Source organism: Streptomyces phyllanthi, assembly GCF_009377205.1.
Taxonomy (GTDB): Bacteria; Actinomycetota; Actinomycetes; order Streptomycetales; family Streptomycetaceae; genus Streptomyces; species Streptomyces phyllanthi.
In genome coordinates this window covers 1-11972 of record NZ_VJZE01000087.1, presented here as the reverse complement: position 1 = coordinate 11972, position 11972 = coordinate 1, and the positions used below count along the sequence as shown (strand labels likewise).

The following is an 11972-nucleotide window of genomic DNA, read 5'->3' as shown; positions in this document are numbered from 1 at the left end:
TGTTCACGAATAAGTCACGTTCCGAGCACGAACCGCCGAATCCCTGTCTATAGTGCTGGATCAACCCGGCACACACGGACCGGCGCCTCCCCCCACCCGAGTCCCACGCCGTCCATCACCGCCCGCCAGGGCACGACAAGCGAGGACTCAGGCAGGATGAGCCATGTCTCGACGCCCCAGCGCCGAAGCGCCGACGCCCCGTCCCGTGGCCGCGGCAGCCGCGGACGCGGTCGCAAGCGGGAGCGTGCGGGAGGGCGCCGCACAGGCAGGAAGATCCTGATCGGCCTGCTGGTCCTCCTCCTGGCCGCGGCGGGCGGCGGCTACTGGCTCTACAGCGACCTCAACGGCAATATCGACGGGGTCGACATCAACAAGGCCCTCGGTGACGACCGCCCCGAGAAGCTGCCGACGTCCGGGCAGAACATCCTGGTCCTGGGCTCCGACTCGCGCTCCGGGGACAACGCGTCCCTCGGTACGGGCAACGTCTCCGGCGCCCGCTCCGACACCGCGCTCGTGATGCACATACCCGAGGGCCGCAAGAAGGCCGTCGCCGTGAGCATCCCCCGTGACACCCTCGTCACCCGCCCCGAGTGCACCAAGTCCGACGGCTCCACCCTCGCGTCCGCGAAGCGCGTCATGTTCAACTCCGTGTACGCACTGGCCGGTCCGGCCTGCGTCGTGAAGACCGTGGAGCAGATGTCCGGGGTCCGGATGGACCACTTCGTGGAGATCGACTTCGCCGGCTTCAAGGGACTCGTCGACGCGATAGGCGGCGTGACGGTCACGGTCGACGAGCCCATCCACGACAAGTCCAGCGGGCTCGACCTGGAAGCCGGCACACACAAACTGGACGGCACCGAGTCACTCGCGTTCGTACGGACCCGGCACGGCGTCGGCGACGGCAGCGACCTCGGCCGCATCGGGCTCCAGCAGCAGTTCATGATCGCCCTGCTCACCGAGATCAAGAATCAGGACCTGCTGGGCAGCCCCACCAAGTCCTACAAGATCGCCGACAAGCTGACCGAGTCGCTCACGACCGACTCCGACCTCGCCTCGCTCACCTCACTGGCCGAGTTCGGGCAGAGCATGAACGGTGTCGACCCGTCCACCATGGAGACGATCATGCTGCCGGTGGAGTACGACAAGAAGGACCCCAACCGGGTGGTGGCTGCCGAGCCGCAGGCCAAGACGCTGTGGAAGGCGATCCGCAACGACTCGGAGATCCCCGAGTCCGCGAAGAAGTCCCCGGCCACCGGCGGGACTTCCTCGTCCTCCTGACCCTTCACCGACAGCGGACCACGAACGACGGCACGGCGAGTTCGCTCCTCCTCCGCTCCGGCACCGACACTGGTCCCACCGCGCCCACGACCGTGGGCTCCCGCGGTGGGCAGGGGATCCCGCGCCTCGACCGACGAGCGGACCGCGCGGGCGAGGCGGACGGAGCCGGGAGGCAGCACCATGACGACACTCGTGATCATCGACGCCGCCAACGTCGTCGGCTCCGTCCCCGACGGCTGGTGGCGCGACCGGCGCGGCGCGGCGGAACGACTGCGGGACCGCCTCGCTCGCGACGGGGTGCCGGGACGCGACGATCCCGTGGAGATCGTCCTCGTCGTCGAGGGAGCCGCCCGCGGGGTGGAGTCCGTCCCCGGCGTACGTGTCGACGAGGCACCCGGCAGCGGTGACGACCGCATCGTGGAGTTGGTCGCCGAGGCCTCGGGCGGTCCCTGCCTCGTCGTGACGGCGGATCGTGGACTGCGAGCCCGGGTCGGGGAGTTGGGGGCCGAGGTGGTGGGTCCTCGGACGGTACGCGGGGACGGCTGAGCAGCGCGCGCTCCCTGGTTCCGGTCACCGTCACGAGCAGGGAACGTCCCCGGCCGTCGGCTCCGACGGCGGTACGGGGCGCGCTGTCCACGTTCGCTCCGGTGCAGGCGTAGCCCGCGTCGCGCACCAGCGGGTGCGTGCCGTCGACGATGTCCACCGGCGATGGCGGTTCGGGCAGCGCGGGGAGCATGGGGAGCACACGGTCCGGCCCCGTAGTCCCGCCCTGAACGGGACATACGGGGCCTGTGTGCCGAAGGGGCTGATCACCGGGCGTCGCGTCCCGCCGGGCTCGCGACCTCGCCCACCGTGGTCTCCTCCCCGCGCCCCAGACGGCTGTGCGAGCGGCCGTACAGGAAGTAGACGGCGAAGCCGAGGATCATCCAGACGGCGAACCGGGTCCAGGTCTCGGCCGGCAGGTTCAGCATCAGCCAGAGGGAGGCGAGGACGGACAGGACCGGGATCAGCGGCACCAGCGGGGTACGGAAGGCCCGGTGCAGGTCGGGCCGGGTGCGGCGGAGGATGGTCACGCTGACCGCCACGACGACGAACGCGAACAGCGTGCCGATGTTGACCAGTTCGGCGAGCTCGCCCAGGCTCGTGAAGCCCGCGACGACCGCGATGACCACCCCGAGCAGGATGGTCGGGCGGTGCGGGGTCTTGTAGCGCGGGTGGACATGGGAGAAGAAGCGGGGCAGCAGTCCGTCGCGGCTCATCGCGAAGAACACACGGGTCTGGCCGAGCAGCAGGATCATGCAGACCGTGGTCAGACCGACGGCGGCGCCGAAGCTGATGATGCCCGCGAACACCGGATGCCCGGTGGCCTTGAACGCGTCGGCCAGCGGGGCGTCCACCGAGAGCCGCGTGTAGTGCTGCATGCCCGTCACGACGATCGACACGGCCACGTAGAGCACGGTGCAGATGAACAGCGAGCCAAGGATGCCGCGCGGCATGTCCCGCTGCGGGTTCCTGGTCTCCTCGGCGGCGGTGGCCACGATGTCGAAGCCGATGAAGGCGAAGAAGACGACGGAGGCGGCCGTGAAGATGCCCATCACACCGAAGTTGGCGGGCGCCCAGCCGAACAGCAGCTGGATCAGCGGGGCCTGGAGGTCACCGCCCGCCTCCACGGGCTGCGGCTTCGGGATGAACGGGTCGTAGTTGGCACCCTTGATGAAGAAGGCGCCCGCGACGATCACGACGAGGACGACGGTCACCTTGATGGCCACCACGAGCGAGGTGAGGCGCGCCGACAGTTTCATCCCGAGGACGAGGACGGCGGTGAGCACGAGGACCAGCCCCGCGGCCAGGATGTCGAAGCCGAACCCCTCGGCCCCGTCCCGGCCGGAGAGCGCCTCGGGCAGCTGCCAGCCCGCGTTCTCCAGCAGTGAGCGGATGTAGCCGGACCAGCCGACGGCGACCACCGCCGTGCCGAGCGCGAACTCCAGCACAAGGTCCCAGCCGATGATCCAGGCGGGCAGTTCACCGAGCGAGGCGTACGAGAAGGTGTACGCGGACCCGGCGACCGGGACCGTGGACGCGAACTCGGCATAGCAGAGCGCGGCGAGCGCGCAGACGACTCCGGCCGCCACGAACGCCAGGGCGACCGCGGGTCCCGCGTTGTCCTTGGCGACCGTACCGGTGAGGACGAAGATGCCGGTGCCGATGATGACACCGACTCCGAAGACGGTGAGATCGAGTGCGGACAGGGACTTCTTGAGCGCGTGCTCGGGTTCCTCGGTGTCGAGGATCGACTGCTCGACCTTCTTCGTTCTGAAGAGTGCGCTGCCCATGGACGTACCTCCCACGCTGTGCCGTCCCCGAAGGTGATCGAGAGGGGCGTACCGCGGATGCCCCGGCCTGCGTATGCCCAGGCGCGGCTGGTTCACGCGAAAGGGCCGGTCCCGCCACCGTAAGAAGGTGGTGAGACCGGCCCTTTCGGACAGGGTCGGCCGGCGCCGCTCCGAGCGGGGGTCAGTCGCGGGCGGGCTCCACCGAGCCCACCGTCTGCCCGAACTTGCCGTCCAGCTTGGAGACCAGGCCGGTGACCTGGCGGGCGATGTCCGGAGCGGTGAGGCCGATCTCCGCCAGGACCTCGGCGCGGGAGGCGTGGTCGAGGAAGCGCGGCGGGATACCGAAGTCACGCAGCGGAACGTCCACTCCGGCGTCGCGCAGGGCCTGTGCGACCGCCGAACCGACGCCGCCCACACGGGAGTTGTCCTCGACGGTGACGACCACCCGGTGCTGTTCGGCGAGCGGCGCCATGGCCTCGTCCACGGGCTTGACCCAGCGCGGGTCGACCACGGTCGTGGAGATGCCCTGCTGGTCCAGCAGCCCGGCGATCTCCAGGCACATCGGGGCGAGGGCGCCCACCGACACCAGCAGCACGTCCGGGGTGTCGGTGCCCGGCTCGCGCAGCACGTCCATACCGCCGATACGGCCCACGGCGGGTACGGCGGGACCGACCGCGCCCTTGGAGAAGCGGACCACGGTCGGGGCGTCCTTGACCTCCACGGCCTCCCGCAGCTGGGCGCGCACCTGGTCGGCGTCACGCGGCGCGGCGAGCCGCAGGCCCGGCACGACCTGAAGGATCGACATGTCCCACATGCCGTTGTGGGACGCGCCGTCGGTGCCCGTGACACCGGCCCGGTCGAGCACGAAGGTGACACCGCACTTGTGCAGGGCCACATCCATCAGGACCTGGTCGAAGGCGCGGTTGAGGAAGGTGGCGTACACGGCGAAGACGGGGTGCAGTCCGCCGGTGGCGAGGCCCGCGGCCGAGACCGCGCCGTGCTGCTCCGCGATACCGACGTCGAACACCCGCTCGGGGAAGGTCCTGGCGAACTTCTCCAGGCCGACCGGCTGCAGCATGGCGGCGGTGATGGCGACGATGTCCTCGCGCTCCCGGCCGAGCGCGACCATCTCCTCGCCGAACACCGAGGTCCAGTCGGCGCCGGAGGAGGCGATCGGCAGTCCCGTGTCGGGGTGGATCTTGCCGACGGCGTGGAAGCGGTCCGCCTCGTCCTGGAGGGCGGGCTGGTAGCCGCGGCCCTTCTCGGTGAGGCAGTGCACGATGACGGGGCCGCCGAAGCGCTTGGCCCGTGCGAGCGCCGACTCCAGGGCCTCGATGTCGTGACCGTCGATGGGTCCGACGTACTTGAGCCCGAGGTCCTCGAACATGCCCTGCGGGGCGATGAAGTCCTTCAGTCCCTTCTTCGCGCCGTGCAGCGTGTCGAAGAGGGGCTTGCCGAGGACCGGGGTGCGCTCCAGCACCTCCTTCGTCCGGGCCAGGAAACGCTCGTAGCCGTCCGTCGTGCGCAGCGTGGCGAGGTGGTTGGCGAGGCCGCCGATCGTCGGTGCGTACGACCGCTCGTTGTCGTTGACGACGATGACCAGCGGGCGGTCCTTGGCGTCCGCGATGTTGTTGAGCGCCTCCCAGGCCATACCGCCGGTGAGGGCGCCGTCACCGATGACCGCGACCACGTGGTCGTCGCGCTCCCGCAGCTGGTTGGCCTTCGCGAGGCCGTCGGCCCAGCCGAGGACCGTGGACGCGTGCGAGTTCTCGATGACGTCGTGCTCGGACTCGGCCTGCGAGGGGTAGCCCGACAGCCCGCCCTTCATCTTCAGCTTCGAGAAGTCCTGACGGCCGGTGAGCAGCTTGTGCACGTAGGACTGGTGGCCCGTGTCCCACAGCACCTTGTCCTTCGGGGAGTCGAAGACACGGTGCAGGGCGATGGTGAGCTCGACCACACCCAGGTTGGGGCCGAGGTGGCCGCCCGTCTTCGACACCGCCTCGACAAGGAAGGTGCGGATCTCCTCTGCCAGCTGGTCCAGCTGCTCCAGGCTGAGCCGGTCCAGATCGCGCGGTCCCCTGATGCGGGTCAGCAGCGGCACCCGTGCCTCCTTGCAGTTGCTGTTCTAGCGTTGCCGGGTTCGTCGAGTCTAATGTTCCGCCGATACGGGCGGCGCCCGGGCGGCGCGTCGTCCGTCACGCGATCGACGTAGACGATCCTGCGCAGCCGTCCGGGTACGAAACGTCTCCGGGCACACGGGAGTGCCCGGTACCGATATGGGTACCGGGCACCTGCCCTGAGATGGCCGCGCAGCGGCCGCTCAGGGGCGCGGGGAACGGCGCGACAAGCCACAACGAACCCGCAGCCGGAAACCTGCACAAGCCCCCACGGCGCTCCCCCGCAATCCGCGATCCGCTACGCACGCCCCGCCGTCTTCTGCGTCCGACGTGTGATCGAGTCGATGACCACCGTCGTGAGCAGAACCCCGGCCGTGATCATGTACTTCACCGGCTCGGCGATGGACTCCAGCTGAAGCCCGTACTGGATCGAGACGATGACCATCACACCCAGCAGCGCGTTCCACGTACGCCCGCGCCCGCCGAACAGTGACGTACCGCCGATGACGGCCGCGGCGATCGCGTTCATCAGCAGGTCGCCCGTGCCGGCGCTCTGGTTCGCCGAAGCGATCTTGGAGGCCAGGAACAGACCGCCCATCGCCGCGAAGCCGCCCGAGACGGCGAAGACGGAGATCCGTACGGCGGTCACGTTGATACCCGCGCGCCGGGACGCCTCCACGCTGCCGCCGAGCGCGAACACCTTGCGGCCGTAGGAGGTGCGGCGCAGTACGAAGTCGGTGGCCACCAGGAACACCAGGAAGATCACCGTGGCCAGCGGCAGGCCCTTGTACTGGTTGTACATGAAGGCCGCGGCGAAGCAGATCACGGCGAGCAGCGCCGTACGCAGGATCGTCTCGTTCAGCGGCCGGGACGGGATCCCGGCGGCCTCGCGGCGGCGGTTGCCGAGGAACGAGGTGATGAAGAACACCGCGGTCACGACGGCGGCGAGACCGTAGGCGGCCGCGATGTCCGTGAAGTAGTACGTGGTCAGCGAGCCGATCAGGCCGTCGCTGTCGAGGTTGATGGTGCCGTTCGCGCCCAGTGTCTGGAGCATGAAGCCCAGCCAGAAGAGCAGTCCGGCCAGGGTGACGGCGAACGCGGGGGCGCCCAGCACGGCGAAGAAGAAGCCGTGCGCCGCGCCGATGGCGGCACCCGCGGCGACGGCGAAGAGCACGGCGGCCCACTCGGGCCAGCCCTGGTTGACCGCGAGCACGGCCGCGATGGCGCTGGACGCGCCGCTGACCGAGCCGACGGACAGGTCGATCTCACCGAGCAGCAGCACGAAGACGATGCCGACGGAGATCATGCCCGTGCCGACCATCGTGATGGTGATGTTGTTCAGGTTCTCCGCGGAGAGGAACGCCGAGTTCAGGCTCTGGAAGACGACGCCGATGACGATGAGGCCGATGACGACCGGGATGGAGCCCAGGTCACCGGCGCGCATCTTGCGCTTGAACTCACCGACGTAGCCCGTGAGGCCCTGCTCGCGGACGAGGAGCCGGGGGTCGACCACGGTCACTGCGGCGGCCGCGGCCTCGGGGTTCTCCACGACGTGCTCGTCCTGGCCCGGCGTGGGGGAGGTCTTGTCGATGCTCACTTGGAGACCTCCCCGGTCGTACGCGCCGCACGGCGGGTCACGGCGTTGTCGGTGGCGCCGGTGATGGCGGAGATGATCTCCTCCTGTGAGGTCGACTTGACCTCGAAGACACCGTTGTTGCGGCCGAGGCGCAGCACCGCCACCTTGTCGGCGACGGCCTTCACGTCGGCCATGTTGTGGCTGATGAGGATGACCGCGTGGTCGCGTTCGCGCAGCCGCTCGACCAGGTCGAGGACCTGGGCGGTCTGCTCGACGCCGAGGGCCGCGGTGGGCTCGTCGAGGATGACGAGCTTCGGCTCGCCCAGCATGGAGCGGGCGATGGCCACGGTCTGGCGCTGGCCGCCGGAGAGCGAGGCGATCGGGATACGGACGCTGGGGATGCGGATCGACAGCGTGGTGAGCAGGTCGCGGGCTCGCCGCTCCATCTCCACCTCGTCGAGGACGCCGCGCTTCCTCAGCTCGCGGCCCAGGAAGAGGTTGCCGACGACGTCGATGTTGTCGCACAGCGCGAGGTCCTGGTAGACGGTCGCGATGCCCAGGTCCTGGGCGTCGTGCGGTCTGTTGATCTGGACGGCTCTGCCGTCCCACTCGATGACGCCCTCATCGATGGGGTGCACGCCGGCGATCGTCTTGACCAGCGTGGATTTTCCGGCGCCGTTGTCGCCGACCAGGGCGACCACCTCACCGGCATGGACCTCGAGCTCTACGTCGGTGAGCGCCTGTACGGCACCGAACCGCTTGGAGACCCCGCGCAACGCCAACACGGGCGTAGCGGACACGTGAACCATCTCCTTCGCCGCCTGACCCGGCGGAAGGTTGTACAGAAAAGTTGGGGGGTTGATCCGTCCGGCGCCCCGCACGAGCTTGCGGGGCTTTCGGTGCGCGGGGCGCCGGAGGAGCCGTGGGGCGGAACGCGGCCCGGGTCATGGGCCGTTCCCGCGCGACGCCGGACCCGTACGGGAGCCAGCGGGTGAACTGCCGTACGGGGAAGGCGAGGTGCGGCCGCTTACTTGACGCCGGCCGCGTCGCAGGCCGACTTGTACTTGGCCGTGCAGATCTCGGCGGCGGTGTAGATGCCGTCCTTGATGACGGTGTCGTTGACGTTGTCCTTGGTCAGCGAGACCACCGGGATGATGGCCGCGGGGATGCCCTTGGCGCTGCCGCTGTCGACCTTGTCCTTGGCGACGGAGTCCAGCTTCTCGCCCTTGGCGAGCGCGACGGCCATCTCGGCGGCCACGTTCGCCTCCTGCGGGTACGGCTTGTAGACGCTCATGTACTGCTCGCCGGTGAGGATGCGCTGCACGGCGGCGAGCTCCGCGTCCTGGCCGGTGACCGGGACGTCGTCGAGGCCGGCGGCCTTCAGGGCGGTGATGATGCCGCCCGCCATGCCGTCGTTGGCGGAGTAGACACCGATGATCTTGTTCTTGCCGAGCGCCGAGATCGCCGACTCCATGTTGGAGTTGGCGTTGTCCGGCGACCACTCCTTGGTGTCGTACTCCTTGCCGACGTTGACCTTGCCGTCGAGGACGGAGTGGGCGCCCTTCTTGAACTGGGCGGCGTTCGGGTCGGTGACCGCCCCGTTCATCATGACGATGTCGCCGTCCTCGGCCTTGTCGCCCAGGGCCTTGAGCAGGGCGTCGCCCTGGGCCTTGCCGACCTCCTCGTTGTCGAAGGAGGTGTAGCCGCTGATGGGGCCCTCGGCCAGGCGGTCGTAGGCGACGACCGGGATACCGGCGTCCTTGGCCTTCTGGACGGAGTTCTGGATGGCCTTGGCGTCCACGGCGTCCAGGATGAGCACGTCCACCTTGCTGGTGATCATCGTGTCGACCTGCTGGGCCTGGAGGCTGGCGTCCTGCCGGGCGTTGCTGTAGAGGACTTCGGCCTTGCCGTTCGTGAGCTCCTTGACCTTGTCCTCGATCAAGGGGCGGTCGAGCTTCTCGTACCGCGCGGTCTTGTTCTCCGGCAGGAGCAGGCCGACCTTGATGTCGTCGCCCTTCGCCGCGGCGGTGGTCTCGCTGTCGCCGCCCGCTTCCTCGGCGCTGCCGCAGGCAGCGAGAGAGACGGCCATCGCCCCGGTGGCAACGGCGACGACGGCACGACGCATACGCGTGTTCACTTCAGAAACCTCCCTGACGTGGCCGCGACGATGCGGCCGAGGTGACGGGAAGTCAACTCGGCCACACGTGCGACGTCAAGAAGTAAATCCTTAACGGGTTGGCAACGGTGCCATGCGTTCTCTAAGTGAAGGCAGGAGCGGGGGCATGCAGCGTTCCGTCCAAAAGGGTTGAATCACCCATCTCACTGAGGGCCAGCGCGAGGGCCCCGAGCACCTCCGCCCGGCCGCCAAGTGCCCCGGGCAGAACGGAGAGTTGACGCGCGGCGCTGGGGATCGCGTACCGGCCGACCGACTCCCTTATGGGGCCGAGAACCAGCTCACCGGCCTCGGCGAGATCGCCCCCGAGGACCACCCGACTCGGGTTCAGCAGATTGCAGAGATTGGCTACGCCGCTGCCGATGTGGCGGCCTACGTCCGCGATCACCCTGCGGCAGCCCGGGTCCCCGTCACGCGCGAGCCTGACCACCCCTTCCATGGTCAGTCCGGTGCCGTGGGCGGGCTGCAGCAGCGGCAGTACGTAGCGCGCGGCCGCGAAGGTCTCCAGGCAGCCCCGGTTGCCGCAACGGCAGACCGGGCCGGACTCGTCGAGCGTGATGTGGCCGATCTCTCCCGCCGTGCCGCCCGGGCCCCGGTAGATCCTGCCGGCGATCACCAGACCGGCGCCGACACCGCTGGCGACCTTGATGTACGCGAGGTCCTTCACCCCGCGACCGCTCCCCCAGACCAGCTCCCCGAGGGCGCCCAGGTTGGCGTCGTTGTCCACGTGCACGGGTACGCCGAGCCGGGCGCCCAGCTCCTCGGCGGGCCGGGTGCCGGTCCAGCCCGGCAGGATGGCGGTGGAGCCGAGGGTGCCGGACTCCACGTCGATCGGGCCGGGCACACCGAGGCCCACGCCCGCGATCTTGGCGCGGTCCACTCCGGTGGCCTCGATCAGCCGGTTCACCAGCTGCTCGGCCCGGTCGAAGCCCTGCGCGGCGGAGGCGTCCACGTCGAGCGGCTCGGACTCCTCGGCCAGCACCTGGTGCGCGAGATTTCCGACCGCGACGCGCAAATGCGTGTGGCCGAAGTCCACGCCGATGACGATGCCGGCGTCCCCGCTCAGGGAGACGGCCCGGGCCCGGCGGCCGCCCGCCGAGGTGGGCGTGACCTCGACGGTCCCGCCTTCCTTCAGCTCCCGCACGATATTGGAGACGGTCGCCGCCGACAGGCCCGTCGTCCGCGCGATCTCCGCCTGCGTGAGGGACCCGGCCAGCCGAACGGCTCGTACGACCCGCTCCAGGTTGGCTCGGTGCAGCGACGACTGCGACCCCGGAGTCTCCACGACGACCTCCTGCGCGCGGGACCGCTACGGCGGGGCCCCGTCCATGTCCAACAAGTGAACTCTAAGCTGAGCCGTTCGGGTCGCCTCCCGTCAAGAGGTTGAACCGGATCCGGGGAGGTGCGCGGGGGGAGGGCATGCGTGGTCCGCACCCCGGCACGTGAGTGCGCCGTACCGGCTTGTGTGTGCGCTTCCCGAATGGCGTGCGCGCCGCCCCGGTATGCGTACGCGCCGCCCCCGGTGTCCGGGAGCGGCGCGGGGGCCGGGCTCGCAGGGCCGGGGGCGCGCAGGATGGTGCAGGGGAGGCGATCCTGCGCGCCCGCCGGAGCGCTACTTCAGCGTCGCCGAGGTGAGTCCGGCCTGTACCTGGCGCTGGAAGGACAGGTACACGACGAGCATCGGGACCATCGCGATCGTCACACCCGCGAACAGTACGGGCAGGTCGGAGGCGTATCCCTGCTGCTGCTGGAGCTGGATGAGGCCCTGGGTCAGGACGTACCGTTCGGGATCGTCACCGCTCTGGGGCTGCATCAGGACCGTGGGCAGGATGAACTGGTTCCACTGGCCGAGCGTGTTGAAGATCCCGACGCTGATCAGGCCCGGTTTCGCCATGGGCAGCATCACCTGGAAGAAGGTCCGGGTGTGCGAGGCACCGTCGAGGACCGCCGCCTCGAAGACGGCCGTGGGCAGCGTCCGGAAGAAGGAGTGCATGAAGAACACCGTGAACGGCATCGAGTAGGCGACGTACACCAGGATCAGGCCCTGGTAGGTGTTCAGCATGTCCAGCCGCTTCACCATGAAGAACAGCGGGACCAGGGCCAGGAACACGGGGAACATCGCGCCCGCGACGAAGAAGTAGTAGAGGAAGCGGTTCCCCCAGAACTCGTAGCGGGCCAGCACGTACGCCGCCATCGAACCGAACAGCATCGTCAGCGGCACCGAGAACACCAGCACGATGACGGTGTTGACGAAGTAGTCGCCGATGCCCTTGTCCCAGGCACGGGAGAAAACGTCGACGGACCAGTTCTGCGGCCAGCCGAAGGCCGAACCGCCGATCTGCGCGTCGGTCTTGAAGGAGCTCAGCACCAGCCACAGCAGCGGGAGCACGATCAGCAGCGCCCACACGGCGAGGAAGCCGTGCGAGAAGACGTTCAGGACGACGCCTTCGCCGCGCTGGTCACCCGGGCGGGCCGGGGTCTTGTGGACGGGGGGC

9 protein-coding genes are annotated in these 11972 nt (G+C 69.3%); 2 read left to right on the top strand and 7 right to left on the bottom strand.

Going from position 1 to position 11972, the window contains the following annotated elements; translation table 11 throughout:
* Positions 1-156: 156 nt before the first annotated feature.
* Positions 157-1278: an LCP family protein gene (locus tag FNH04_RS15345; protein ID WP_152784494.1), complete on the top strand. Its 1122-nt coding sequence runs from the start codon at positions 157-159 to the stop codon at positions 1276-1278.
* A 180-nt stretch (positions 1279-1458) separates the two neighbouring features.
* Positions 1459-1824: a PIN domain-containing protein gene (locus tag FNH04_RS15340; protein ID WP_152784492.1), complete on the top strand. Its 366-nt coding sequence runs from the start codon at positions 1459-1461 to the stop codon at positions 1822-1824.
* 263 nt (positions 1825-2087) lie between these two features.
* Here FNH04_RS15340 and FNH04_RS15335 read toward each other — a convergent pair whose 3' ends face one another.
* The 7 genes from FNH04_RS15335 to FNH04_RS15305 all read right to left on the bottom strand — a co-directional run.
* Positions 2088-3611, bottom strand: a complete 1524-nt coding sequence (locus tag FNH04_RS15335; RefSeq protein WP_152784490.1) for an amino acid permease — start codon at positions 3609-3611, stop codon at positions 2088-2090.
* Between the two features lie 181 nt (positions 3612-3792).
* Positions 3793-5712, bottom strand: a complete 1920-nt coding sequence (gene dxs / locus FNH04_RS15330; RefSeq protein ID WP_322723103.1) for a 1-deoxy-D-xylulose-5-phosphate synthase — start codon at positions 5710-5712, stop codon at positions 3793-3795.
* 314 nt (positions 5713-6026) lie between these two features.
* The gene (locus FNH04_RS15325) at positions 6027-7325 is read right to left on the bottom strand and encodes a sugar ABC transporter permease (RefSeq protein WP_322723102.1); all 1299 of its coding nucleotides are present in this window, start codon (positions 7323-7325) and stop codon (positions 6027-6029) included.
* Positions 7322-8113 carry an ATP-binding cassette domain-containing protein gene (locus FNH04_RS15320; protein ID WP_152784488.1) on the bottom strand — a complete coding sequence of 264 codons (792 nt, stop codon included), beginning with the start codon at positions 8111-8113 and terminating at the stop codon, positions 7322-7324. The genes FNH04_RS15325 and FNH04_RS15320 overlap by 4 nt, the downstream gene beginning before the upstream one ends.
* Positions 8114-8331: 218 nt before the next feature.
* Positions 8332-9429, bottom strand: coding sequence for a sugar ABC transporter substrate-binding protein (locus FNH04_RS15315; RefSeq protein WP_152784510.1), 1098 nt, complete (start codon positions 9427-9429; stop codon positions 8332-8334).
* A gap of 133 nt (positions 9430-9562) precedes the next feature.
* Positions 9563-10762, bottom strand: coding sequence for an ROK family transcriptional regulator (locus FNH04_RS15310; protein WP_322723101.1), 1200 nt, complete (start codon positions 10760-10762; stop codon positions 9563-9565).
* A gap of 327 nt (positions 10763-11089) precedes the next feature.
* A partial coding sequence (locus tag FNH04_RS15305) for a carbohydrate ABC transporter permease (protein ID WP_152784486.1) occupies positions 11090-11972 on the bottom strand: 883 nt, incomplete at its 5' end.

What these genes read in the sequence shown, in the direction of transcription:
- FNH04_RS15345 (WP_152784494.1), top strand. Translation starts at nt 157, where the DNA reads ATGAGCCATGTCTCGACGCCCCAGCGCCGAAGCGCCGACGCCCCGTCC.
- FNH04_RS15340 (WP_152784492.1), top strand. Translation starts at nt 1,459, where the DNA reads ATGACGACACTCGTGATCATCGACGCCGCCAACGTCGTCGGCTCCGTC.
- FNH04_RS15335 (WP_152784490.1), bottom strand. Translation starts at nt 3,611, where the DNA reads ATGGGCAGCGCACTCTTCAGAACGAAGAAGGTCGAGCAGTCGATCCTC.
- FNH04_RS15320 (WP_152784488.1), bottom strand. Translation starts at nt 8,113, where the DNA reads ATGGTTCACGTGTCCGCTACGCCCGTGTTGGCGTTGCGCGGGGTCTCC.
- FNH04_RS15315 (WP_152784510.1), bottom strand. Translation starts at nt 9,429, where the DNA reads ATGCGTCGTGCCGTCGTCGCCGTTGCCACCGGGGCGATGGCCGTCTCT.